We start from the raw sequence: 24,429 nt of genomic DNA, 5'->3' as shown, positions 1-24,429 counted from the left end.
CTGCCGTGGCCGGGTCACCCGGGGGGCGTAACGGACGGCGGGCGGCCCCGGGCCCTCCGGCCCGGGGCCGCCCGCCCACGCAGGGAACGGAAGAGGTGACGACCGTGACCACGATGGTCAAGGACATGCTGCGGACCTATCCGGCCGATCTCGGCGGCGTCAACCGCGGGGCCATGGAGAGGTGCATCTCCGAGTGCTTCGACTGCTCGCAGGCCTGTACGGCGTGCGCGGACGCCTGCCTGTCGGAGGACATGGTCGCCGAGCTGCGCAAGTGCATCCGCACCAACATGGACTGCTCGGACATCTGCGAGGCCACCGGCAAGATCCTGTCCCGCCACACCGGCTACGACGCCAACATCACCCGCACCCAGCTCCAGGCCTGCGCCATGGTCTGCAAGTCGTGCGCGGAGGAGTGCGAGCGCCACGCCGACATGCACGAGCACTGCCGGATCTGCGCCGAGGCGTGCCGCCGCTGCGAGCAGGCCTGCAACGAACTGCTCGCCACCCTCTGACGGCTCCACGGCCCCACGGGCGGCCGGCCCGGCGGGCCGCCCCGGACCGCCCGGGTCCGGGGCGGTTCAGGGCAGGGTGAGCACACGCGGGCCGTCCTCGGTGACCGCCACGGTGTGCTCGAAGTGGGCCGCCCTGCTGCCGTCGACGGTGCGCAGCGTCCAGCCGTCGGCGTCCGTGCGGTAGGCGTCGCTTCCGCCGGCGATCAGCATCGGCTCGATGGCCAGTACCAGGCCGTGGCGCAGGGGGAAACCCCGGCCGGGACGCCCTCGGTTGGGGACGGAGGGGTCCTCGTGCATCCGGCGGCCGATGCCGTGGCCGCCGAAGTCCCGCGGCGTGCCGCAGCCGGCCGCCCGGACGACCGAGCCGACGGCATGGGAGATGTCGCCGACGCGGTTGCCGGCGGTGGCCGCCGCGATGCCCGCGTCCAGGGCCCTTCGGGTGGCCTCGACCAGTTCCAGGTCGGCGGGGCGGGGCGTGCCGACGGTGAAGCTGACGGCGGCGTCGCCCGTCCAGCCGTCCAGTTCCGCGCCGCAGTCGATGCTCACCAGGTCGCCGTCGCGCAGTCGGTATCCGCCGGGGATGCCGTGCACGATCGCGTCGTTGACCGACGCGCAGATCACCGCGGGGAAGGGGGTGGGGGCGAAGGACGGCCGGTAGCCCAGGAAGGGCGACCGCGCCCCGGCCTCGTCCAGCACGGCGCGCGCCGCCTCGTCCAGTTCCCGCAGGGACACCCCGACGGCCGCCGCGTCCTGTGCGGCGGCCAGCGCGCGGGCCACGACCCGCCCGGCCTCCCGCATGGCCTCCAGCGCCGCGTCGGTCTTGATCTCCACCATGTGCCGCCCCTCCCCGGTCCGTACCGCCGCCGCGCGACGGGACCCAATTCTTATACCGGTATTAGTATCACGGTCATGGTGAGAACTCCCCTGACTCCCTGGGAACGCGCGCGGGGCGAACGGCTGGGCGCGCTGCTGCGCCGGGCCCGCGGCGACCGCAGCATGGCCGAGGTCGCCGCGGCGGCCGGAGTGTCGGCCGAGACCCTGCGGAAGATCGAGACCGGCCGGGCGCCCACCCCGGCGTTCTTCACCGTGGCCGCCCTGGCCGCCGCGCTGGGGATGTCCCTGGACGAACTGGCCGCCGCCTGCGCCCCGGAGGACACCGGCCACGGCGAGGCGCTGTCGGCCTGACCCCCGCCGGACTCCGCGGCCACGGGCCGGGAGGTGACACACCGTCGCGCCGACGGGCGGCCCGCCCGTACACACCACACCGTCCACCGCCGCCCGGGACACGCGCACGGCACGGGTCCGCGCGCTCCCGGCACGGGGGAGGAGAGCACCGGGTGAACGCCCACCACGACGCGCACGGCGCACGGGGCGCACGGCCGGACGCCCGCCCCGCCGGCGAGGTCACCGCGCTGTCGGAGACCGGGCAGCGGCTGCCGGCCGAAGCCGTGCCGGCCTCCTCCGGCCGGGCGGCGCGCACCGTCGTCGCGCTGCCCGGACTGCGCGCCACCCTGCTGGCGCCGGCCGAGGGCCGGGCACCGGCCGGGCACCGGGCGCCGGGCCCGGCGACCCTCCTGTGCCTGGCCGGGCGGGTGACCCTGAGCACCGCCGGCCGGGCGTGGACGCTGGGCCGCAACGACCTCGTCCCCGTCCCGGAGGAGCGCCACCGCCTCGACGCGGGGACCGACGCGCTGGTCCTGCTCACCGTCCGCCCGGACTGACCGGCCGGAGCCGGCCGCGACGGGGACGGCCGGGCCGGGGACGGCCGGGTCAGGGGGAGACGGGGCGGACGACCGCCGCCCTCTCCAGCACCCGGCCGGTGACCAGCTCGGGCTCGATCCGCAGGAACACCCCGTCCTCGACGGGGACCCAGGAGGGCGGCCCGGCGGCGCCGAGCCGCCCGGCCTCCCCGGGATCGGCCACCAGGGCGGCGCGGCCGGTGACGACCACGCTCCAGCCGGTGCGCGCCGCCTCGTCGAAGGAGTCCGCCTCGAAGGCGACCACGCTGCCGTCCACCGCCCGGGCCATCCGGGAGGCGGCCGAGGTGCGCAGGACCACCGCGTGGTCGTGGTCCAGGAAGAAGTTGACGGGGAGGACGGCGGGCAGCGCGTTCTCGGTATAGACCACCCGCCCCAGGGGGACGCGGGGCAGCAGGCGGAGGCACTCCTGCCGGCCGAGTTCGCGGAAGCCGTCGTGTCGGTGCATGTCCCCATGGTGCGGGCGCCGCCGGGGGAGCGAATAGGGCCGGTCGGTCCCCATCGGGACGGAAGGACGCCGCATCCCCCTCCGGAGCACGGGGGAATCGGACACCTCCGGCCCGCGCGGCGGCCCGGAGGGGCCTCAGCGGGAGGGGGGCGGCGGGGCGGTCTGGGTGGCGATGACGGCGGCCTGCACGCGGCGCTCGACACCGAGCTTGGCCAGCAGCCGGGAGATGTTGTTCTTGACCGTCTTCTCCGACAGGTAGAGCCGCTGGCCGATCTGCCGGTTGGTCAGCCCCTCGCCGATCAGGGCCAGGATGTCGCGCTCGCGGGGGGTCAGCGAGGCCAGCGCGGCGTCCTGCGGCTCCTCGGCGGCCTGCTGGGTCTCCTGGACGCGCAGGCTGTTCATCAGCCGCGCGGTGGTGGCCGGATCGAGCATGGACTGCCCGGAGGCGACGGTCCGGACCGCGGACACCAGGTCCGAGCCCTTGATCTGCTTGAGGACGTAGCCGGCGGCACCGGCCATGATCGCGTCCAGCAGGGCGTCGTCGTCGTCGAACGAGGTGAGCATCAGACAGGCCAGCCCGGGCATCCGCGAGCGCAGCTCGCGGCAGACGGTGATCCCGTCGCCGTCGGGCAGGCGCACGTCCAGCACGGCGACGTGCGGACGCAGGGCCGGGCCGCGCGCCAGCGCCTGCTCGGCCGTGCCGGCCTCGCCGACCACCTCGATGTCGGGCTCGGCGTCCAGCAGGTCGTGCACGCCGCGCCGTACCACCTCGTGGTCGTCGAGGAGGAACACCCGGATCGGTGACTGGGGGGAGGGCTGCTGGGCCTGGGTCATACCGTTCCTTCACACCGTCGGACAGGGGCGTGAGCCCCGGTCTCCGATCGTGCCCTCCGAAACCCTCCCGACGCCAGGGCCCAACGGCCCGGGGCGTGTTCCCCGGTCCCCGGGGCGGCCCCCGAGCACCGCTAGAACAGCGGGCCCACCACCGGCGGCTCCGGGCGGCGGACAGGGACGGACGGGCGGACGAGGTCGAACCCGACGTCCACGACCCCCTCGACCGCGCGGGCCATCCGGGCCGCCACCGGCACCAGGGCCGTGTCGCGGACACGGCCGGTGAAGGCGACCACCCCCTCCGACACCCGCACCCCCACGTCCCCCTCGGGGAAGAGGGGGGCGACCACCTCCCGGCGCACCTCCCGGGCGATGTCCTCGTCCGGCCGCAGGAACACCCGCAGCAGGTCGCCGCGGCTGACCACGCCCACCAGCACGCCCTGGGCGTCCACCACGGGCAGCCGCTTGACGCGCCGGACGGCCATGAGCCGGGCCGCCTCGGACAGGGCGGCCCCGGCGCGGACGCAGACCGCGGGGGACGTCATCAGCTCGCCGGCGGTGACGGCGCCCGCACGGGCCAGCTCCTTCGGGTGCCGCAACTGCTCCATGCGGCTGGGATCGCTGCCGCGGTACCCCTCCTTCGGCAGCAGGTCCGCCTCCGAGACCACGCCGACGACGCGGCCCTCGCCCTCCAGGACCGGCAGGGCGCTGATCCCCCACTGCTCCATGAGCGCCACGATCTGCTTGAAGGGGGCGTCCCTGCCGATGGCGACGACGGTGTGGGTCATCACGTCGCTGACGATGCGCGGGGTGCCGTCCATGGCGGTCTCCTTCCTCGGGGCCGGCCGCGCCCGGGCCGGCCGGATGCCCGCGCCCGTCACGGGCGCGGGGCGTTTCCGTACGGCCCGTACAGGTCCAGCAGCCGGGTGCGGGCGCTCTGCAGCCGGTGCGCGACGATCTCGGCCACCTTCGTGGCGACCGCGCGTCCCAGGACCGGGTCCTCCTCGCACAGCTCCCGCACCCGGGCGGCGTCGAACTCCACCGCCCGCACCGGGCTGAGCGCCTCGGCGCCCAGGTGCCAGGCGTAGGGCGGGAAGAGCCACGACCAGCCCAGCAGGTCGCCCGGTGAGAGGGTCTCGACGACGACCGCGCGGCGGCCGGGCACGTGCAGGTCGAGCGTGACCGAACCGGTCCGGATCACCCAGAACCGGTCGGCGCGGCGGCCCTCCTCGAAGATCCGGGCGCCGGCGGGGAAGGACACCTCGCGGGAGTGCTCCATCAGCCGCTCACGGCTCCCGGGGGGCAGTGCGCCGAGCAGGTTCGTGGGGGCGGCGATCATGGCGGGCCTCCGATCCGGTCGGTTGCTTCGGGTGTGGGGCGCCCGCGCCCCGGCGGGAGGCGGGCGCCCGCCGTCATCGTCGGGCCGCCCCGCCCGCCGGGGCAGGGGCCGGACGGGTTCCGGAGGCGGGACCTTCGGCCCCCGGTCCGGGCCTGCGGACCCCTCCGGGCCGCGGTACCACCGGGGGATGGTGGTGATGCGCCCCGGCGGGGGGCGGATCCCCGGTTCCGCCGACCGCCGCGGGCGGCCGGCGCGGGGCGGTCCGTCCCGGGGCCGGAACTTGTGACCCCCGCGCTTCCCGGGTACCCGGGACGGCCGTGGGACTGGAAGCGGACAGGGGAACGGCGGGCAGCCGCCCCGGACACGGAGGTGTGTGATGGCGCGTACGGTCACCGTGGGCGTGGACGGCTCGGGCGAGAGCCTGGCCGCGGCCGACTGGGCGGCCAGGGAGGCGGTGCGGCGGGGGGTGCCGCTGCGGCTCGTCCACGTGCGGGAGCCCGACCCCTTCACCGTGCCGGAGTCCTTCGCCGACGCCGAGACCCGTGAGCACTGGGCCCGGCGGATCCCGCGGGAGGCGGCGGACGACCTCGCGCGCCTGTACCCGGAACTGGAGATCACCACCGAGCAGCTCACCGGCCACGCGGCCGCGGTCCTCACCGACACCGCCCAGGAGGCCGAACTGCTGGTCATCGGCACCCGGGGCCTGGGCGTCGTGGCCGGGTTCCTGGTCGGTTCCGTCGCCCTGACCACGGTGGCCCGCGTCCCGTGCCCGGTCGTCCTGGTGCGGGCCGGCACCACCGACGAGCACGCGCGGAAGGAGGGCACCGGGGACGCGGCCGACTACGGTCCGTACCGGGACGTCGTCCTGGGAGCGGAGCTGTACCGGCCCACCGACGAGCTGTTCGCGTTCGCCTTCGAGGCCGCCGCCCGGCGCGGCGCCGTGCTGAGGGTCGTCCACAGCTGGAACCCGCCGCTGGTCTACGGCATCGATCCCGTGGCCGTCGACCCCCGCATGGCCACCGACCTGGCCCAGGAGAGCTCCCGGGCGCTGCAGGACGCGCTGCGTCCCTGGCGGGGCAAGTACCCCGACGTCGAGGTGCGGGCGGAGGCCGTGGTCGGCAGGCCCGCCCGCCACCTGCTGGAGGCCGCCAAGGACGCCTCCCTGGTGGTCGTCGGCCGCCGCAACCGCCGCTCGCCGCTGGGCTTCCACATCGGTCCGGTCGCCCACACGGTCATGCACCACTCGCCCGCGCCCGTCGCCGTCGTCCCGCACGACTGACGCCCGGCCCCGCCACGGCTCCGTCCGCCGGGGGCCGCCCGGCCCGTCGCGGCAGCGTGCCAAGGGTGTGCCGCACCATGGGAGCAGCAGACCGCCGACGGGGTGAGGAGACCATGCCGCTGTACTTCCGCAAACGCATCACGATCGTTCCCGGGCTCGTCCGCCTCACCTTCGGGCCGCGCGGCTGGTCGCTGACGGTCGGTCCGCGCCGGGCGCACATCACGCTGGACCGGCACGGGAACCGTGGCGCGACCGCGCACCTGCCCGGCGGCCTCACCTGGCACCGCGGGCGGTCGCGGCGCTGAGACACGCCCGGGGCCGGGCCGGGGCGCCCCGGCCAGGCCCCGGGCGTCCGGGGATCAGCGGATGTGCCGGCCGGAGACGGCGCGGGCGATGACCAGCCGCTGGATCTCGCTCGTCCCCTCGAAGATCGTGTAGATCTTGGCGTCGCGGTACATCCGCTCCACCGGGTGCTCCCGGCTGTACCCGGCGCCGCCGAGGATCTGGACGGCCTTCTCCGTGGCGGCGACGGCCAGTTCGCCGGCGCGCAGCTTGGACATCGAGCCCTGCGCCGCGTCGAAGGCGCGGCCGTTGCGGGCCATCCAGGCGGCCTGCCAGATCAGCAGGCGGACCGCCTCGATCTCGGTCCGCAGGTCGGCCAGGGCGAAGGCGATCGCCTGGTTCTCGACGATGGGCCGCCCGAAGGCCACCCGCTCGCCCGCGTACTCCAGGGCGTACTCGTAGGCGGCGCGGGCGATGCCGAGCGCCTGCGCGCCCACGGTGGGGCGGCTGACCTCGAAGGTGGCCATGGCGGCCTGGCCCTTGGCCCGGCCGCCCTCCCGGGCGCGGGCGAGGCGGGCGTCCAGCCTCTCCTTGCCGCCCAGCAGGCAGTGGCCCGGCACCCGGACCTCGTCCAGGAAGACGTCGGCGGTGTGCGAGGCCCGCAGGCCCAGCTTCCTGATCTTCCGGCCGGCCTCCAGACCGGGGGTGCCGGGCGGGACGATGAACGCGGCCTGGCCGCGGGCGCCGAGTTCGGGCTCCACCGAGGCCACCACCACGTGGACGTTCGCGATGCCGCCGTTGGTGATCCACGCCTTCTGGCCGCTGATCACCCACTCGTCCTTGGCCTCGTCGTACCGGGCGCGGGTGCGCATGGCCGAGACGTCGGACCCGGCGTCGGGCTCCGAGACGCAGAACGCCGCGACCTTGGGGTCGTTCTCGTCGCCGAAGCACGGGGGCACCCACTCGGCGAGCTGGTCGGGGGTGCCGGAGGAGAGGATGCCCGCGACGGCGAGCGAGGTGCCGAACAGCGCCATGCCGATCCCGGCGTCGCCCCAGAACAGTTCCTCGTTGGCGATCTGGAGGGACAGGCCGGAGGGGTCGCCGTACATGTCGGCCAGGGACTCGAAGCCGTACAGGCCGATCCGGGCGGCCTCCCGGATGACGGGCCAGGGGGTCTCCTCCCTCTCGTCCCATTCGGCGGCGGCCGGGCGGACCACGTCGGCGGCGAAGCCGTGCACCCAGTCGCGCAGGTCCCTCTGTTCCTCGGTGAGGTCGAGCGAGAAGCCACTCATGCCGTTTCCCTTTCCGCGTCCGTGACTCCGGGGGCCTCCGGTCCCCTCATGCCTTGGGGATGTCGAAGTACCGGGTCAGTCCGGCGGCCAGGCCGACGTCGCCGGCCAGTCTCAGCCTGCGGGTGATGAACATGGTCACCGGGTTGGCGTTGCCGGAGACGAGCTTGAGGAAGTCGGCGTCGCCCATGGTCAGCGTCACGCGCGCCTCGGCGTCCGTGCGTCCCTCGCGGACCGTGCACGTCCCGTCGGCGACGGCGGTCTCGTAGACCGCGTCGCTCTCCCCGGTGACCTTCCACCGGATCAGGGCGTTGAGCGAGCCGGCGCTCTCCGGGCGGAACTGCCGCTCCATCCGCCGGAAGACCTCCCCGAGCACGCGCCGGCGGAGTTCGCCGCGCATGATCTCGCCGATCTCCCTGGTGGACAGGCCCTTGACGATCCGGGCGAACTCCTCGGGGGAGACGGCCGCGAAGTCCAGGCCCGCCAGTCGCTCCCTGACGCTGTCGGCCATGGGACACCCCTCACTTCTTACTTAGGAGTAAGTTTACTGGCAGGTAAGATTACGTGAGGGTAGATAGGCTGGCAAGGTGAGCGACAAGCGCAGGCGGAGGGTTCCCCGGCAGGTCCGGGAGCAGCAGATCATCGACATGGCGGTCCAGGTCTTCGCCAAACGCGGGTACCACCCCGCGTCGGTGGACGAGATCGCCGAACTGGCCGGGATCTCCAAGCCGATGGTCTACCTCTACCTCGACTCCAAGGAGGGCCTGTTCCTCGCCTGCCTGCGCCGCGAGGCCGAGCGGCTGGCGACCGCCTTCCAGAAGGCGGCGCGCGGCGTCGGCTCCCCCGAGATGAGGCTGTGGGCGGGGCTCTCGGCGTTCTTCGCCTACGTCACCGAGCACCGGGACAGCTGGGTGGTGCTCCACCGGCAGACCTCGGAGCTCAGCGAGGCCATCACCGAGGAGGTCGCCCGGGCCCGCCGCGCGGTCATGGCGGAGGTGGCGGGCCTGGTCCGCGACGGCATCGCGGAGGCCGCCGGCCCGGTCCGGCCCGGCGACGAGGAGGCCGACTTCGTGGCGCACGTGCTGGTGGGCGCGGCGGACTCGCTCACCGACTGGATGGAGCGCCACCCCGGGGAGACCCCCGACAGGGTCGCCCGGCGCCTGATGAACATGGTGTGGGTGGGCATGCGCAACGTGCTCGGGGGAGAGCTCTGGGAACCCCCGGAGCCGCCGCACGCCCCCGAGGGACCGGAGGCCCCGGACGCCCCGCATGCCCCTGACGTCCCGGGGCCGCCCTCAGTCGAGGGGTGAGACCTCGCCGCGCAGGTGCTCGCGCGTCCCGCCGTCCTGCCGCAGCCCGAACTCCCAGCCCGGACCGGCTTGTACGGCGGTGAAGCGCACCCGTGCCGGCAGCAGGACCGGGGCGCGGAAGGAGACGTCCACCCGGCAGGCGCCGGGGAGCCGGTCCTCCAGTGCCGCCAGGCAGCGGGCCTTGGACCACATGCCGTGCGCGATGGCGCGGGGGAAGCCGAACAGCCGCGCGGTGAGCGGGTGGAGGTGGATGGGGTTGCGGTCGCCGGAGACGGCGGCGTAGCGGCGTCCCACCGAACCGGGCACCTCCCACCGTTCGTCCAGGGCCGGCCCGTCCGCCGGCCCGTCCGCCGGCCGGGACGGGGGGCCGCCGCCGGCGGAGGCGGGGCCGGTAGAGGCGCGTGGCCGGGGGTCCTCCGCGCCGGACCCGCGGTGGAGGTAGGTGCTGACGGACCGCCAGACCGTGCCGTCGCCGTCGCCGGCCTCGGCCACCACGTCGAAGGCGGTGCCCTTCGGGTGCGGGCGCAGCCGGTCGGCCCGCACCCGGTAGGTGAGCCGTTCCCCGGCCCCCACCGGCCGCAGCCGCTCGACCCGGTTGGCGATGTGGACCAGGCCGAGCAGCGGCAGGGGGAAGTCCCGTTCGGTCATCAGCGCCATGGCCAGGGGGAAGGCGACGATGTGCGGGTACGTCACCGGCAGGCGGGAGGCGTCGGCGAAACCGCAGACGGCGGCGTAGCGGCGCAGCCGGTCCGGGTCGGCCGCCACGTCGCGCAGCACCAGCCGCCGCGCCGGGAGGGGGCCGTCGCCGCGCCGGGAGAGCAGGGCGCGGGCGTAGAGGGAGGCCGTGCCGGGAACCGACCGCAGCTCCCTGGTCCCCGGCTCTCCGGCGGTTCCGTTCTCCGGGGTCGCCACGTCCCTCACGCTCCCAGCAGGGACTGGCCGCACACCCGCAGCACCTGGCCGTTGACCCCGCCGCTGCAGGGGGAGGCGAACCAGGCGACGGCCTCGGCCACGTCGACGGGCTGCCCGCCCTGCCGGAGGCTGTTCATGCGGCGTCCGGCCTCCCTGACGAACAGCGGTATCGCCGCCGTCATCCGCGTCTCGATGAACCCCGGGGCCACGGCGTTGACGGTGATCCCGCGCCCGGCGACGGCCGGCGCCAGCGCCTGGACCAGGCCGATCAGACCCGCTTTGCTCGCCGCGTAGTTGGTCTGCCCCACGTTGCCGGCGATGCCGCTCATGGACGAGGTGCACACGATCCGGCCGCCGTCGCGCAGCACGGGGCCGCCGTCGCCGTCCGCCTCCAGCAGACGCTCCGTCAGGCGCTCCACGGCGGTGAGGTTGACCGCCATCACGGCGTCCCACTTCTCGGCGTCCATCCGGCCCAGGGTCTTGTCGCGGGTGATGCCGGCGTTGTGCACCATCACGTCCAGGCCGCCGTGGCGCTCGCGCAGGTGCGCGGCCAGGACGTCCCCGGCGTCGTCGGCGGTGACGTCCAGCGGCAGCGCCTCCCCGCCGATCCGCTCCGCCACCGCGCGCAGCTCCTCCGCCTGTCCGGGGACGTCCAGGCAGACCACCCTCGCCCCGTCCCGGGCCAGGGTCTCGGCCACCACCTCGCCGATGCCCCGCGCGGCGCCGGTGACGGCGGCGACCTTCCCGTCCAGCGGACGCTCCCAGTCGGCCGGGGCCGCGGCCGGGTCCGCGGGCCCGGCGACGCGGATCACCTGCCCGGAGACGTAGGCCGAGCGGGCCGAGAGGACGAACCGCACGGTGGACTCCACCGCCCCCTCCGCGCCCGGCGCGACGAGCAGCAGGTGCGCGGTCGCCCCGCGCCGCAGCTCCTTGCCGAGCGAGCGGACGAAGCCCTCCAGCGCGCGCTGGGCGGCCGCCTCCCGCGCGTCGCGGGCCAGTTCGGGCGGGGTGCCGACGACCACTGCCCGGCCGCAGGGGGCCAGGGAGCGGATGCGCGGGTGGAAGAAGGCGTGGAGGGCGCGCAGTCCGGTGCTGTCGGTGATGCCGGTCGCGTCGAAGACCAGCGCGGCGGGGGGCTCGCCGTCCGCGCGCCCGGCGGACGGCAGGGAGTCCACCAGCTCGCGCAGCGGTCCGGTCAGCCGGCCGCCCCCGGCGCCGTCCACCACGGCGGGGCCGGACAGGACGGGGCGGCCGGGGCGGTGGCGCTCCAGGGGCTCCGGGCGCGGCAGGCCCAGGCGCTTGGCGAGGAGGGCGCCGGGGCCGGAAGAAGTCAGTTTCTGGTAGCGATCGGCCATTGATTTCTCCTTACGCATGAGTAAGTTTACTCCGAAGTAAGTAGAGGGGTTTCCTACCACAGGGAGTGGTGGCCATGGCAACGGTCGGGCGACGCGTCGCAATCGTCGGAAGCAACCGCATCCCCTTCGCCCGGGCGGACGGCCCCTACGCCACCGCCTCGAACCAGGAGATGCTCTCCGCCGCGCTCGCCGGACTCGTCGAGCGCCACGGCCTGGCCGGCGAACTGCTCGGGGAGTTCGTCGCGGGCGCCGTACTCAAGCACAGCCGGGACTTCAACCTGGCCCGGGAAGTGGTCCTGGGCAGCGAACTGGACCACCGCACCCCCGCGTACGACGTCCAGCAGGCCTGCGGCACCGGCCTGGAGGCCGTCATCCTGGTCGCCAACAAGATCGCCCTGGGACAGATCGACTGCGGCGTCGCCGGCGGCGTGGACACCGCCAGCGACGCGCCGCTGGGCCTCAACGACGACCTGCGCAGACTGCTGCTGAAGGCCCGCCGGGCCCGCACCCTCCCCCGGCGGCTGGGCGCCCTGGCGGGACTGCGCCCCCGCCACGTCGTCCCCGACATCCCCCGCAACGCCGAACCCCGCACCGGACTGTCGATGGGCGAGCACGCCGCCCGCACCGCCGCCGAGTGGGGCATCAGCCGCGCCGACCAGGACGCCCTGGCCGCCGCCAGCCACCGGCGCCTGGCCGCCGCCTACGAGCGCGGCTTCCTCGACGACCTGGTGACCCCCTTCCGGGGACTGGAGCGCGACCAGAACCTGCGCCCGGACAGCACCGCGGAGAAGCTCGCCCGCCTCAAGCCCGTCTTCGGGAAGGGAGAAGGCGCGACCATGACCGCCGGCAACTCCACCCCGCTCTCCGACGGGGCCTCCACCGTGCTCCTGGCGAGCGAGGAGTGGGCCGCCGAACGCGGCCTCCCCGTACTGGCCTGGTTCACCCACGCCCGCACCGCCGCCGTCGACTTCGTCGACGACCCCGACGGGCTGCTGACGGCCCCGGTGTACGCCGTCCCCAAGCTGCTGGAGGCCGCCGGGGCGGAACTCGGCGACTTCGACTTCTACGAGATCCACGAGGCGTTCGCCTCCCAGGTCCTGGCCACCCTCGCCGCCTGGGAGGACGAGGACTTCTGCACCCGCCGCCTGGGCCTCCCCGGCCCCCTGGGCAGCATCGACCGGGACCGGCTCAACGTCGCCGGCTCCTCACTCGCCGCGGGGCACCCCTTCGCCGCCACCGGCGGCCGGATCGTGGGCACCCTCGCGAAACTCCTGCACGAGAAGGCCGGCGGGAACGGCACGCCGGCCGCCGACGGCACGGCGACCGTCCGCGGGCTGATCTCCGTCTGCGCCGCGGGCGGCCAGGGGGTGACCGCCGTCCTCGAACGCTGACCCGCCGCGACGTCCACCCCCCGCACCCAGCCCCACCCCGACACCGGCCACTCCTCCCACGCCACGAACAGGAGCCGACCATGGGCGTACGCAAGGACCTGAAGAGGGCCAGACGGCGCGGCGACCTCGCCGACCGCGTGACGGTGGAGGTGATCCGGGAGGGCGGCGCCGTCCGCGAGGCGCGGGCCTCCTGGCGCACACCGCCGCCCCCCGTCCCGGGCACCACCGCCGACATCCCCTTCGCCAACGCCGAACAGGCCCCCGACGCGGTGGTCCTCAGACGCAAGGAGGCCGGGACGTGGCGGCCGGTCACCGCCGCGGCCTTCGCCCGCGAGGTGACCGGCGCGGCCAGGGGACTGATCGCCGCCGGACTCGAACCCGGCGACCGGGTGGCGCTGATGTCCCGCACCCGCTACGAGTGGGAACTGCTCGACTTCGCGATCTGGGCCGCGGGCGGAGTGACCGTGCCGGTCTACGCCACCTCCTCCGCCGAGCAGGTCGAGTGGATCCTCCGCGACTCGGGCGCCCGCTTCCTGGTGGTCGAGACCGACGAGCACGCCGTCACCGCGGCCTCCGCCTCGGTGTCCCTCCCCGACCCGCCGCGCACCTGGCGGATCGACGCCGGAGCCGTCGCCCACCTCACCGACCTGGGACGGGGAACGCCCGACGAGGAGGTGACCAGGCGCCGCGCGGCCCTCACCCACGACACCCCCGCCACCGTCTGCTACACCTCCGGCACCACCGGCCGCCCCAAGGGCTGCGTGCTCACCCACGGCAACCTCCAGGCCGAGGCGGGGAACACCGTCCAACTGCTGCACCCGGTCTTCGAGGCGGTCACCGACCGGACGGCCTCCACCCTGCTCTTCCTGCCGCTCGCCCACATCCTGGGCCGCACCATCCAGATCGCCTGCCTCCAGGCCCGCATCGAACTCGGCCACTGCCCCAGCATCAAACCCGCCGAACTGCGGCCCGAACTCAAGGACTTCAGGCCCACCTTCCTGGTCGGCGTGCCCTACCTCTTCGAGAAGATCCACGAGACCGGCCGCGCCACGGCCGAGAGGATCGGCCGCGGCTCCTCCTTCGACCGCGCCGACCGCATCGCGGTGCGCTACGGCGAGGCGTTCATGGAGGCGTTCCGCGGCACGGGCCCGGGCCCCGGCCCCGGACTCCGCCTGGCCCGGGGTCTGTACGACCTGCTGGTCTACCGGCGCGTCCGCAAGGAGCTGGGCGGCAGGCTCCGCTACGCCATCAGCGGCGGCTCCCCCCTGGACCGCCGGCTCAACCTGTTCTTCGCCGCCTGCGGCATCATCGTCTACGAGGGTTACGGCCTGACCGAGACCACCGCCGCCGCCACCCTCGTCCCGCCCCTGGCCCCCCGCCCCGGCACGGTGGGGCAGCCCATCCCCGGCACCGCCGTGCGGATCGCCGACGACGGCGAGGTGCTGATCAGGGGCGACATCGTCTTCACCGCCTACCGGAACAACCCCGCCGCCACCGGGGAGGCCCTGCGGGACGGCTGGTTCGCCACCGGCGACCTCGGCTCCCTGGACGGGGACGGCTACCTGACCATCACCGGCCGCAAGAAGGACATCCTGGTCACCACCGGTGGGAAGAACGTCGCCCCGAGCGTGCTGGAGGACCGGCTGCGCAGCCGTCCCCTCATCGGGCAGTGCATGGTGGTCGGCGACAACCGGCCCTTCGTCGCGGCCCTCGTCACCCTGGAGGCCGACGCCCTTCGGCACTGGCTGACGGTACGGGGACGCCCCGCCGACACCCCCTTCGCCGAACTGGAGAAGGACCCCGAACTCCTCGCCGCCGTCCAGAGCGCCGTGGACTACGCCAACGAGGCGGTCTCCCGGGCCGAGTCGATCCGCGCGTTCCGCCTGGTCGAGGGGGAGTTCACCGAGGACAACGGGCTGCTGACACCGTCACTGAAGATCAAACGGCATGCCGTGGCGGCCGCGTACGCGGACCGGATCGACGCCCTCTACAGCCGGTGACGCGCCGGACCGGCCGGCGCGCGGAGCGGACGAGGAGGTCTGCTGCCATGACGGAGACACCCGCGGGAGCACCCGGGAACGACCGGGGCCACGACGGCCCCGGCCGCGACCGCGACTACGAATACGACTACGACGTGATCGTCGTCGGCTCCGGTTTCGGCGGCTCGGTGTCCGCGCTGCGGCTCACCGAGAAGGGCTACCGCGTCGGCGTCCTGGAGGCGGGCCGCCGCTTCACCCGCGAGACGCTGCCGAAGAACTCCTGGGACCTGAGGAACTACCTGTGGGCGCCCGCGCTGGGCCTGTACGGCATCCAGCGCATCCACCTGATGGACAAGGTCATGATCCTGGCGGGGGCCGGGGTCGGCGGCGGCTCGCTGAACTACGCCAACACCCTCTACGTGCCGCCGCCCGCCTTCTTCACCGACCGCCAGTGGGGCCGCATCACCGACTGGCAGGAGGAGCTCAGGCCCTACTACGACCAGGCCCGGCGGATGCTCGGCGTGCGGACCAACCCCACCACCACGGAGGCCGACCGCCATCTGCGGAGGGTCGCCGAGCGGATGGGCGTGGGCGACACCTTCCGCCTCGCCCCGGTCGGCGTGTTCTTCGGCGACGGGAAGGACGCCGACGGAAAGGCGAAGGCCGCGCCGGGCGAGGAGGTGCCCGACCCCTACTTCGGCGGCGCGGGCCCGGCCAGAACGGCGTGCAGGGAGTGCGGCTCCTGCATGACCGGCTGCCGCCACGGCGCCAAGAACACCCTCACCGAGAACTACCTCCACCTCGCCGAGAAGGCGGGCGCGGTCGTCCACCCCATGACCACCGTCGTGGAGGTGGCCGAGGATCCCCGGGGAGGCTTCCGGGTCACCACCGTGCCGACGAACAGGCGCCGCAGGGGGAGGCGGACGGTGCTGCGCTGCGGGCAGGTCGTCCTCGCCGCCGGCACCTACGGCACCCAGACCCTGCTGCACCGGATGCGCGACGAGGGCGTCCTGCTGCGGATCTCCCCGCGGCTGGGCGAGCTGACCCGCACCAACTCCGAGGCCCTGGTGGGCGCCCTCACTTTCCCCCGCCGCTACCGCCGCAAGCACGGCGGCACCACCGGACCGGACTTCACCAGAGGCGTCGCCATCACCTCCTCCATCCACCCGAACGAGAACACCCACATCGAGAACGTCCGCTACGGCAGGGGCTCCAACCTGATGGCCCTGCTCTGCGTCCCGCAGTACCGGCGGGACGGCCCCCTGCCCAAGGCGCTCGCGGCGGCCCTGGCGTTCCTGCGGCACCCGGTCCTGGTGGCGCGCACCGCCACCACCCACCGCTGGTCGGAGCGGACGATCATCGGCCTGGTGATGCAGTCGCTGGACAACTCGCTGACCACCTACCGCAAGCCCAGGGGCCCGGGGAAGGGCCTGCTCACGGCCCGGCAGGGACACGGCGCCCCCAACCCCGACCACATCCCGGAGGGCGCCGAGGCGGTCCGGCTGCTGGCGGAGGAGATCGACGGCTTCCCGGGCACGAACGTCGGCGAGCTGATGGGCACCCCGCTGACCGCGCACTTCCTGGGCGGCTGCCCGATCGGCGCGTCCGCCGAGGAGGGCGTCATCGACCCCTACCACCGGCTCTACGGGCACCCCGGCATCTCGGTGGTGGACGGCTCGGCGGTCTCCGCCAACCTGGGCGTCAACCCGTCCCTGACCATCACCGCCCAGGCCGAGCGGGCGATGTCCCTGTGGCCCAACAAGGGCGAGGCCGACCCCCGCCCCGAACAGGGCGGACCCTACGTCCAGGTGCGCCCGGTGGCCCCGCGCCGTCCGGCCGTCCCGGCGCACGCCCACGCGGCCCTGGTCCTGCCCGTGCCCCGCGTCCCGCCGAGGAACTGAGCCCCGGACCGGAACCCCGCGGGCCGAGCCGGTCCGGCGGGGCCCGCGGGACGCGGCCACCGGCACCGTCCGTCGATCGGCCGAACACGGCGAGAGAAGACCGCGCTCCTGCCCGAGCCTGGAGGGGACGGTCCGGCAACCGCCGGGCGCCGTCATCCCGACGCCCGGAGAGAGCACCATGCGCATACGTCACCGGGGAAACCGCGCGGTCCTGGCCGCGCTCGCCGTACTGCTGGCCGGCTGCTCGGCGGCCGGCCAGTCCGACACCGGACCGCCCGGAGAGCGGGCGGTGAGCCCGCAGGCGAACGACGCTGACAACGCTGACAACGCTGACAACGCTGACAACAGGGCCCCCGAGGAGCCGGGAGAGGGCGGAACCCCCCTCCCCTCGGACGGATCCGGGTGGGAGCAGGCCTCCCCCGACCCGGCGGAGGTGGAGGCCAACGAACTCGGCGTGGTCCCGGTACTGATGTACCACCGAATAGTGGAGGACCCCCAGGGCGTGGACGACCGCACCCCCGAGGACTTCCGCGCCGAACTGGAGCGGCTGGCTCGGGAGGGCTACGTGCCGGTCACCGCCCGGGAGTTCACCGGCGGCGAGATGGACCTCCCCGCCGGAGCCCACCCGGTGGTCCTCACCTTCGACGACTCCAGCCCCAGCCAGTTCCGCCTGGACGCCGACGGACGCCCGGCCCCCGACACCGCGGTCGGCATCCTGCTGGACGTCGCGGAGCGCCACCCGGGGTTCCGCCCCGTGGCGACCTTCTTCGTCAACGCCGACCCCTTCGACGACCCCGGCGGCCGGAAGACCCTCGACTGGCTCAACGACCACGGCTTCGAGATCGGCAACCACACCCTCGAACACACCCTCCTGGGCAAGGCGGACGACGAGTGGGTCCGCTGGGACATCGCCGCCAACAAGTGGGCCCTCTCCCACGCCCTGCCCGGGGTGCCGGTGGTGTCGATGGCCCTTCCCTACGGCTCGATGCCCAGGAACCGCGGCCTGGCGCTCGAAGGGGAGTACCGCGGCGTGCGCTACCGGCACCAGGGCGTCTACCTGGCCGGCGCCGGCCCCGCCCCCTCGCCCTACTCCGCCGACTTCGACCCCGGGGCCGTCCCCCGCATCCGCTCGCAGGACACCTCCGGCCCGGACGCGCCGTACGGCTCGACGGCCTGGCTGGACAGGCTGCGCGACGGCGAGACCGAGCGCTACACCTCCGACGGGGACCCGGAGCGGATCAGTTTCCCGAGAGCCTGGGCCCCCCGGCTCGCCCCCGCCCACCGGGACGCCGCCCGGCCGTACTGACCCGCCGTCCGTCCGGGCCGTCCCGACCCCGCAGCCCCGGCCCGGAAGCCGCACCGGCCCCGGACGGGGACCGCCGCCCCGCGCCGTACCGCGCGGGGCGGCGCGGGGCGTCAGGGAGGGGAGCTCAGGAAGGGGAGGCGGGGATGTCCTGCTCGACCCACACCACCTTGCCGGTGGAGGTGCGGCACGATCCCCAGTTGCGGCTGAGCATGTTGACCAGTTGCAGCCCGCGCCCGCCCTCGTCGCTGAGCTCCGCGCGCTGGATCTGGGGCAGGTCGGGGCCGGTGTCGGAGACCTCCAGGACCAGCCTGTCGTGCCGCAGCAGCCGGAGCTGCCCGGGCCCGTTGCCGTACCGCAGGGCGTTGCCGACCAGCTCGCTGACGACCAGTTGCGCGACGTCGGCCAGCTCCTCCAGACCCCAGCGGGCCAGCCGTTCGGTGACCAGGCTCCGCGCGACGGACGCGGCGGTGCCGTCCGGCGGCAGGGACCACACGCACACGTCGGCGCCGGACGGCGGCTCCTCGGCGGCGGCCACCAGCAGGACGGACTCGTCGATGCGCGCCGCGTCCCCCAGCGGGACCGCGGCCGGGTCGCGGGACTCCAGCAGCCGGTCCACCATCTCCGGGGCGGTCTCCACCAGCCGCCGGAGCTGGGCGTCGATGTCGCCCCCGCGCGTCTTGACCAGCCCGTCGGTGTACAGCACGAGCCGGCTCCCGGCGGGCACCGGAACGGCGACGGGATCGTACGGGATCACCCCCGAGCCCAGCGGGGCCCCGGTGGGCACCTCGATGCGGGAGGCGGTGCCGTCTGCGGCCACCAGCAGCGGCGGCATGTGCCCGGCCCCGGCGACGGTGCAGCTCGCGGTGGCCGGATCGTAGACGGCGCACAGGCACGTGGCCACCTGCTCGTCCTCCAGGTCCCGGACGGCCAGGTCCAGCCGGGCCAGGACGCGCTCGGGCGCGATGTCCAGCGACAGGAGCGTGCGGCCGACCGTGCGCAGCCGCCCCATCGTGGCCGCGGCCGGCAGCCCGTGGCCCATGACGTCCCCGACCACCAGGGCGGTCCGCCCGCCGGGCAGGGCGACCACGTCGAACCAGTCGCCTCCCACCCCGCTCGGGTCGGGACTCGGCGTGTAGTGGGTGAGGACCTCCAGCCCCGGCGTCCGCGGCGTGCCGCGGGGGAGCAGGCTGCGCTGGAGGGACAGGACGTGCTCGCGCTCGCGCCCGTAGAGGCGGGCGTTGTCGATGAAGACGGCCGCCTGGGAGGCGAGCTGCATCGCCAGCTCGACGTCGGCCTCGGTGAACGGGGCGCTCCCGGAGGCGCGGATGAAGTCGGCGACTCCCAGCAGGACGCCGCGGGCGACCAGCGGCACGGCCATGTAGCTGTGCACTCCGGCCTCGCGCAGTTTGGCCGCCGCCCCCGCGGAGGGCGCCACCCGCTCGTGGTCCCCGTGCCGCATCCGGCCGATGAGCACCGGCTCCCGCTCCCGCAGGCAGTGGAGCGAGAGCACCGTGTGGGGGTGAACGGAGGGCGTGCCCACCTCGTCCGGTTCCAGGTCCCGCAGCTCGTCGACGACGGCCACCGCGACGGCCCGGGTGGCCGGCGTTCCCGTGCCCGTCCAGCGGGCTCCGTCCTCCCCGCGCAGGACGGACTCCAGCAGGTCGACGGCCGCGCCGTCGGCCAGTTGGGGGACGGTGTACTCGGCCAGCTCCCGCGCGGTCCGCTCCAGGTCGAGCGTCGTCCCGATCCGGGTGCTCGCCCGGCTGAGCCACGCCAGGCGCGCGCGGGAGGTACGGGGGCGGGCCATCGCGGCGGCGGCCCGGCGCAGCCGCACGGGCATCCGGCCGCTCCACCGGAACCGCCGTACGTGGCCGCCGCTGCCGTTCGCCGTCACGACTCTCCCCACTCGCGCCAGACCCGCCGGTCATTACAGAGTCTTCCAGGCGCCGGCCGGAGGCGTGCCGGAAGAGGGGGCGGCTGGGCCGAACGGAGGCGTCCCCGCACAGGGCCGCACCGCCGCAGCGGGCAGGCGGGCAGCATACAACCGGGAACGGGACGGCGGGGCGGGGCGGAAGCCCGGTTCCGGCTCCTTGACGCGCCGTTGGAGCGGTGGCTTGATGTTCCGGATGGGAGCGCTCCCATCCTGTCGGAAGGAGCATCATGCGCAACAGACACCTCTTACGGGCGGCCCTGACCGCCCTGGCGCTGGTCCTGGGCCTCCTCGGCGCCGGGCCGGCGGCCGCGGACGCCGCCCCCGCCCCCGCGAAGGCCGCCGCGGATCCGGTGCGGATCATGCCGCTGGGGGACTCCATCACCGGATCGCCGGGCTGCTGGCGCTCGCTGCTGTGGAACCGGCTCCAGAGCGCGGGACACACGGACATCGACTTCGTGGGGACGCTCGGCCCCCAGGGGTGCGGCCGACCCCACGACGGTGACAACGAGGGACACGGCGGCGCGCTGGTGACCAATGTGGCGAGCCAGAACCTGCTTCCCGGCTGGCTCGCCGCCACTCGGCCGGACATCGTTGTCATGCACTTCGGGACCAACGACGTCTGGAGCAACCGGTCGCCGGAGAGCATCCTCGCCGCCTACGGCACGCTGGTGGACCAGATGCGGGCGAGCAACCCGCGGATGAAGGTCCTCGTCGCGCAGATCATCCCGATGAACCCCAGCACCTGCGGCGAGTGCGCCCGGCGGGTGGTCGCCCTCAACGAGCGGATCCCCGGCTGGGCGCGGAGCAAGAGCACCGCGGACTCCCCGGTGATCGCCGTCGACCAGTGGACCGGCTTCAGCACCGCGAGCGACACCTACGACGGGGTCCACCCCAACGCCTCCGGCGACGAGAAGATCGCGGACCGCTGGTACCCGGCCCTGGCCGACCTCCTCGACCGGGAGAATCCCGGCGACCCCGGCGACCCCGGCGAGCCGGGGGAGGGAGAGGCCGCCTGCGCGGCCTCGTTCCGGGCGGCGTCCTCCTGGCAGGGCGGCTACCAGGGCGAGGTGACGGTCCGCAACACCGGGACCGTGCCGGTCTCCGGCTGGTCGGTGCGGATCACCCTGGCCGACGGGGGACGGATCACCCAGGTCTGGAACGGCACCCTGGACGCGGGCACGGGCACGGTGCGCAACGCCTCCTGGAACGGCGCCCTCGCCGCGGGGGGCAGCGCGTCCTTCGGCTTCATCGCCTCCGCCGCATCCGCCTCGGCGACCGTCGACTGTACCGCCACCGCGGCCTGACCCGCCGCCCCGCGCGTCCTCGCCCGGTGTCCCGTACGTCCCCCGAGGGCGTACGGGACACCGGCCGGGCCGGGAAGCGCCGGAGGGCGGAACGTGCCCGGAAGCCGGAGGGCGGACCCTCAGCGGCCGCCGTCCACGCCGACCGTGGCCCAGACCGTCTTGCCCGTCCCGCAGCAGGGCCGCGACCAGCCCCACCGCCAGCTCAGGGCGTCGACGATGTGGAGTCCGCGCCCCGACTCGGCGAGGTGGTCGGGCTCCCTGACGACCGGCAGGACGGAACTCGGATCGGAGACGGCGCACAGCAGCGTGGTGTCCTGCCACAGCAGTCCCAGCCGGACGGGGCGTTCGCCGGCCGGCCGCGCCGGAGCGGCGTGCACCCCGTAGCGCAGCGCGTTGCCCACCAGTTCGGACACGATGACCGACACGTCGTCGACCAGCGCGGTCAGGTTCCAGGCGCCGAGCGTCCTGCGGGTGAACTCCCGCGCGGTGGCGGCCCACCGGGGAGCGGGACCGAAGCCGCACGCCGCGAACTCCCCGTGGACGCGGGGACGGACGCGCGAGGGGTCCGGTGAGGAGGAGCCGCACCCGGGGAGGCCGGGCCAGTCGCCGGGCAGCGAGGCCAGTGAAGGGTCACTCGCCGAAGTCACCGGATGCGCTGTCATCTCGATCTCCCGCGGTGCCTGTGGGGAACTCGGCACGAGAACGGCCCTGTTGGAGCTACTATCCTCGACTGTCACACGCCGCTGCAAGCGCATCTGCACTTACAGATGTAATTGCACCGACTGTGGTACGTGCACGCACAGTAACGGAACATCATGGCCGCGGCCCGGCCTGAGGGGTGGCAGTGCGGAGGCCGTGGCCGGTGAGGGGCGACAATGCAGCAGATCGTCAACGGCATACGGGCCACGGAGATCGAGGGCGCGGTGTGGCGGAAGAGCCGCCGCAGCAACCCCAACGGCAACTGCGTCGAACTGGCCGCGCTGCCGGACGGCGCGGTGGCGGTGCGCAACTCCCGGCACCCCTCCGGACCGGCCCTCGTCTACACCCGCGAGGAGATGATCGCGTTCCTCCAGGGCGCCAAGGACGGCGATTTCGACGACATGGTCGGGTGAACCGGGCGAATCCGGGCGGAGGGCGACCGCAAGGCCGAGCGGGCCGGTCCCCGAAAGGGCGATCGCTGTACGCGGCGGCGCGGCCGGTGGCACACTGAGTGCCAGTCACTTCACCCGGGAGAGCACGCATGGCCGCCGAATCGAGCCGCTCCTTGTCGATAAAGCGCTACATCGAGCATCCCAAGGGAAGCCCGACGGTCCTGCGTCTGGTGGTGGGCGCCCAGCTGCGGCGGCTGCGCAAGGAGCGCGGCATCGGCCTGGAGGAGGCCGCCAAGGCGATCCGCGGCTCCGCCGCCAAGGTCAGCCGTCTGGAGCGCGGCCAGGGGGCCTGCAAGGAACGTGACGTGGCGGACCTCCTCACGCTCTACGGAGTGCTGGACGAGGACGAGCGGGCGGACTTCCTCGCCCTGACCCGCAGGACCGGCGCGCGCGGCTGGTGGCACCGGTACAACGACGTCCTGCCGGGCTGGTTCGACCGGCACATCGGCCTGGAGGAGGCCGCGGCGATGATCCGCACCTACGAGGTGCAGTTCATCCCCGGCCTGCTCCAGACCGAGGACTACGCCCGCGCCGTGATCCTCCTGGGCCACCCCCGCGCCTCCGCGGAGGAGAACGCCCGCCGCGTCCGGCTGCGCATGGAACGCCAGGAACTGATCCTCCGCGAGGACGCCCCCCCGCCTGTGGGCCGTCCTCGACGAGGCGGCGCTGCGCCGTCCGCTGGGCAGCAGGGAGGTGATGCGGGATCAGCTCCGCCACCTGATCGAGATGTCCCGGAGGCCGAACGTCACGCTGCAGGTGGCGCCGTTCGACATCGGCGGCCTGGCCGCGGCGGGCGGGCCGGTGACGATACTCCGCTTCCCGGAGCCGGACCTGCCCGACGTCGTCTACCTGGAACAGCTGACCAGCGCCCTCTACCTGGACAAGGAGGAGGACGTCGACCACTACCTGTCGATCATGGACCGGCTGTGCGCCGCGGCCGAAACCCCCGCGCGCAGCGTGGAGTTCCTGAAGGAGCTCCTCGACGAGCTCGGCTGAGCCGGAACCCGCCGAACGCGTGTGAGGCCCGCCCTCCGGGACGACCGCCGGAGGACGGGCCTCGTGCGTCCGCGGGCCGCGGACCTCAGGGCTTGCGGCCGACGCCCCCGTACTCCTGCCACTCCCAGGTCTGCTGCCGGGGGCCGATGTCGGAGTCGGGCCGCCAGGTGGACACCTCCACCAGGCCGGGCTCGAGGATCTCCAGCCCCTCGAAGAACCGGTGGACCTCCTCGGGCTCCCGGACCCTGCCCCACTTGCCGCCGGTGCTTCTGTCCATGAACTCGGTCACGGCCCTGCGGGTCTCGGGGTCCTCGCTGACCAGCTGGCAGATGACGAGGAAGCTCCCCGGAGCCAGCCGGTCGGCCACCTTCCTTATCAGGCCGGCCGGGTCGCTGGAGTCGGGGATGCAGTGCAGCACGGAGTTGAACAGCGCGGCGACCGGCTGGTCGAAGTCGATCAGGCGGACGGTGTCCGGGTGGTCGAAGATGCCGTCGGTGTCGCGCATGTCCGCCTGGATGACGGTGGTGTTCCCGTTCTCCTCCAGCAGGGCACGGCCGTGCGCCAGGACGATCGGGTCGTTGTCCACGTAGACCACGCGGCAGTTCTCGTCCACCCGCTGTGCGACCTGGTGGACGTTGTCCTGGGTGGGCAGGCCGGAGCCGTGGTCGATGAACTGCCGGATGCCGTAGTCCCGGGCCAGGACGCGCACCACACGCTGCAGGAACCGGCGGTTGTTGAGCGCCAGCGCCTGCGTGCTGGGGACGACCTTGAGGAGCTCCTCGGCCGCCTCGCGGTCGACGGCGTAGTTGTTCTTGCCCCCCAGGTAGTAGTCGTACATGCGCGCGGCAGTGGGGACGTTGACGTCGATCCTGCTGGAGAGCGGTTCCTTGGCCTGACTCATCAGGGCCTTCACAACCTTCCCGCCTGGAAGAAGCGTTGGGGACAGTGCGGCACTCATCGAGTGGAGACCCATGCTGCCAGCCCCGGAGCGTCCCCGCTGGGGAAAGCCGATACTCCGCGGGCGCGCGGTGATGGAGATGTTGTGAAGGGGGCGGGAGCGGCGGGGAAGGCCCCACCCGGCTTCCGCACCGGGCGGCGCTGACGGGAGTGTGCAGCCTTCGACACGCCCGACCGCGTGGGTCGGCGAGTGGCCC

Annotated in this window: 24 protein-coding genes and 1 pseudogene; 13 read left to right on the top strand and 12 right to left on the bottom strand. The window is 74.3% G+C overall.

The genetic code is table 11. The features are described from left to right. Positions 1-104: 104 nt before the first annotated feature. A complete protein-coding gene (locus ABD358_RS16710) occupies positions 105-512 on the top strand; it encodes a four-helix bundle copper-binding protein (RefSeq protein ID WP_344322104.1) in 408 nt (135 codons plus the stop codon). A gap of 66 nt (positions 513-578) precedes the next feature. Here the strand turns inward: ABD358_RS16710 and map are convergent, their stop codons facing one another. Then, positions 579-1,346, bottom strand: a complete 768-nt coding sequence (map, locus tag ABD358_RS16705) for a type I methionyl aminopeptidase (protein WP_344631831.1) — start codon at positions 1,344-1,346, stop codon at positions 579-581. A 75-nt stretch (positions 1,347-1,421) separates the two neighbouring features. Here map and ABD358_RS16700 point away from each other — a divergent pair, with 75 nt between their 5' ends. Beyond that, positions 1,422-1,697, top strand: a complete 276-nt coding sequence (locus ABD358_RS16700) for a helix-turn-helix domain-containing protein (protein ID WP_344631830.1) — start codon at positions 1,422-1,424, stop codon at positions 1,695-1,697. 152 nt (positions 1,698-1,849) lie between these two features. Then, entirely contained in the window at positions 1,850-2,233 is a 384-nt protein-coding gene (locus ABD358_RS16695; RefSeq protein WP_344631829.1) for a cupin domain-containing protein, read from the top strand. 49 nt (positions 2,234-2,282) lie between these two features. Here ABD358_RS16695 and ABD358_RS16690 read toward each other — a convergent pair whose 3' ends face one another. From ABD358_RS16690 to ABD358_RS16675, 4 genes are all read right to left on the bottom strand, one after another. Then, positions 2,283-2,717 (bottom strand): pyridoxamine 5'-phosphate oxidase family protein, encoded by a 435-nt coding sequence (locus tag ABD358_RS16690; RefSeq protein WP_344631828.1) that lies wholly within the window; start codon positions 2,715-2,717, stop codon positions 2,283-2,285. Positions 2,718-2,852: 135 nt separating this feature from the next. Further along, a complete protein-coding gene (locus ABD358_RS16685; protein ID WP_344631827.1) occupies positions 2,853-3,551 on the bottom strand; it encodes a response regulator in 699 nt (232 codons plus the stop codon). Between the two features lie 131 nt (positions 3,552-3,682). Then, positions 3,683-4,369: a CBS domain-containing protein gene (locus ABD358_RS16680; RefSeq protein ID WP_344631826.1), complete on the bottom strand. Its 687-nt coding sequence runs from the start codon at positions 4,367-4,369 to the stop codon at positions 3,683-3,685. A gap of 56 nt (positions 4,370-4,425) precedes the next feature. After that, complete coding sequence (locus ABD358_RS16675; protein WP_344631825.1) at positions 4,426-4,887, bottom strand: Crp/Fnr family transcriptional regulator; 462 nt, start codon at positions 4,885-4,887, stop codon at positions 4,426-4,428. 376 nt (positions 4,888-5,263) lie between these two features. On the opposite strand from ABD358_RS16675, the gene ABD358_RS16670 reads away from it, so the two are divergent. After that, positions 5,264-6,166 (top strand): universal stress protein, encoded by a 903-nt coding sequence (locus ABD358_RS16670; RefSeq protein WP_344631824.1) that lies wholly within the window; start codon positions 5,264-5,266, stop codon positions 6,164-6,166. 77 nt (positions 6,167-6,243) lie between these two features. Further along, on the top strand, positions 6,244-6,471 hold the full coding sequence (locus tag ABD358_RS16665; RefSeq protein ID WP_344631823.1) for a DUF4236 domain-containing protein: 228 nt from the start codon (positions 6,244-6,246) through the stop codon (positions 6,469-6,471). A 54-nt stretch (positions 6,472-6,525) separates the two neighbouring features. On the opposite strand, the gene ABD358_RS16660 is transcribed toward ABD358_RS16665, so the two are convergent. Then, the gene (locus tag ABD358_RS16660) at positions 6,526-7,740 is read right to left on the bottom strand and encodes an acyl-CoA dehydrogenase family protein (RefSeq protein ID WP_344631822.1); all 1,215 of its coding nucleotides are present in this window, start codon (positions 7,738-7,740) and stop codon (positions 6,526-6,528) included. 46 nt (positions 7,741-7,786) lie between these two features. Continuing rightward, the gene (locus ABD358_RS16655) at positions 7,787-8,248 is read right to left on the bottom strand and encodes an SCP2 sterol-binding domain-containing protein (protein WP_344631821.1); all 462 of its coding nucleotides are present in this window, start codon (positions 8,246-8,248) and stop codon (positions 7,787-7,789) included. 76 nt (positions 8,249-8,324) lie between these two features. Here ABD358_RS16655 and ABD358_RS16650 point away from each other — a divergent pair, with 76 nt between their 5' ends. After that, positions 8,325-9,047, top strand: coding sequence for a TetR/AcrR family transcriptional regulator (locus tag ABD358_RS16650; protein WP_344631820.1), 723 nt, complete (start codon positions 8,325-8,327; stop codon positions 9,045-9,047). On the opposite strand, the gene ABD358_RS16645 is transcribed toward ABD358_RS16650, so the two are convergent. Both ABD358_RS16645 and ABD358_RS16640 read right to left on the bottom strand, forming a co-directional pair. Continuing rightward, positions 9,033-9,959: a MaoC/PaaZ C-terminal domain-containing protein gene (locus tag ABD358_RS16645; RefSeq protein WP_344631819.1), complete on the bottom strand. Its 927-nt coding sequence runs from the start codon at positions 9,957-9,959 to the stop codon at positions 9,033-9,035. The two genes, ABD358_RS16650 and ABD358_RS16645, sit on opposite strands and share 15 nt — an antisense overlap. Positions 9,960-9,964: 5 nt before the next feature. After that, the gene (locus tag ABD358_RS16640; RefSeq protein WP_344631818.1) at positions 9,965-11,314 is read right to left on the bottom strand and encodes a 3-oxoacyl-ACP reductase; all 1,350 of its coding nucleotides are present in this window, start codon (positions 11,312-11,314) and stop codon (positions 9,965-9,967) included. Positions 11,315-11,388: 74 nt separating this feature from the next. Here ABD358_RS16640 and ABD358_RS16635 point away from each other — a divergent pair, with 74 nt between their 5' ends. From ABD358_RS16635 to ABD358_RS16620, 4 genes are all read left to right on the top strand, one after another. Then, positions 11,389-12,705: an acetyl-CoA C-acetyltransferase gene (locus tag ABD358_RS16635; RefSeq protein WP_344631817.1), complete on the top strand. Its 1,317-nt coding sequence runs from the start codon at positions 11,389-11,391 to the stop codon at positions 12,703-12,705. Between the two features lie 80 nt (positions 12,706-12,785). After that, positions 12,786-14,705 carry an AMP-dependent synthetase/ligase gene (locus ABD358_RS16630; RefSeq protein ID WP_344631816.1) on the top strand — a complete coding sequence of 640 codons (1,920 nt, stop codon included), beginning with the start codon at positions 12,786-12,788 and terminating at the stop codon, positions 14,703-14,705. A 47-nt stretch (positions 14,706-14,752) separates the two neighbouring features. Next, entirely contained in the window at positions 14,753-16,585 is a 1,833-nt protein-coding gene (locus ABD358_RS16625; RefSeq protein WP_344631815.1) for an FAD-dependent oxidoreductase, read from the top strand. Between the two features lie 178 nt (positions 16,586-16,763). Continuing rightward, a complete protein-coding gene (locus tag ABD358_RS16620; protein WP_344631814.1) occupies positions 16,764-17,891 on the top strand; it encodes a polysaccharide deacetylase family protein in 1,128 nt (375 codons plus the stop codon). 124 nt (positions 17,892-18,015) lie between these two features. Here the strand turns inward: ABD358_RS16620 and ABD358_RS16615 are convergent, their stop codons facing one another. Beyond that, positions 18,016-19,731 (bottom strand): ATP-binding SpoIIE family protein phosphatase, encoded by a 1,716-nt coding sequence (locus tag ABD358_RS16615; protein WP_344631938.1) that lies wholly within the window; start codon positions 19,729-19,731, stop codon positions 18,016-18,018. 320 nt (positions 19,732-20,051) lie between these two features. Here ABD358_RS16615 and ABD358_RS16610 point away from each other — a divergent pair, with 320 nt between their 5' ends. After that, positions 20,052-21,128, top strand: a complete 1,077-nt coding sequence (locus ABD358_RS16610; protein ID WP_344631813.1) for a GDSL-type esterase/lipase family protein — start codon at positions 20,052-20,054, stop codon at positions 21,126-21,128. Between the two features lie 119 nt (positions 21,129-21,247). Here the strand turns inward: ABD358_RS16610 and ABD358_RS16605 are convergent, their stop codons facing one another. Continuing rightward, positions 21,248-21,775, bottom strand: a complete 528-nt coding sequence (locus tag ABD358_RS16605) for an ATP-binding protein (protein ID WP_344631812.1) — start codon at positions 21,773-21,775, stop codon at positions 21,248-21,250. Between the two features lie 228 nt (positions 21,776-22,003). Here ABD358_RS16605 and ABD358_RS16600 point away from each other — a divergent pair, with 228 nt between their 5' ends. Both ABD358_RS16600 and ABD358_RS16595 read left to right on the top strand, forming a co-directional pair. Continuing rightward, a complete protein-coding gene (locus ABD358_RS16600; RefSeq protein WP_344631811.1) occupies positions 22,004-22,240 on the top strand; it encodes a DUF397 domain-containing protein in 237 nt (78 codons plus the stop codon). Positions 22,241-22,368: 128 nt separating this feature from the next. Continuing rightward, positions 22,369-23,275: pseudogene (locus ABD358_RS16595) on the top strand (helix-turn-helix domain-containing protein). An 85-nt stretch (positions 23,276-23,360) separates the two neighbouring features. On the opposite strand, the gene ABD358_RS16590 reads toward ABD358_RS16595, so the two are convergent. Continuing rightward, complete coding sequence (locus ABD358_RS16590) at positions 23,361-24,176, bottom strand: SAM-dependent methyltransferase (protein WP_344631810.1); 816 nt, start codon at positions 24,174-24,176, stop codon at positions 23,361-23,363. Between the last annotated feature and the right edge of the window lie 253 nt (positions 24,177-24,429).

This window comes from Streptomyces glaucosporus, assembly GCF_039533345.1.
GTDB classification, from domain to species: Bacteria; Actinomycetota; Actinomycetes; order Streptomycetales; family Streptomycetaceae; genus Streptomyces; species Streptomyces glaucosporus.
The sequence above is the reverse complement of the archived record's forward strand: the minus strand, read 5'-3'. Positions and strand labels throughout refer to the sequence as shown.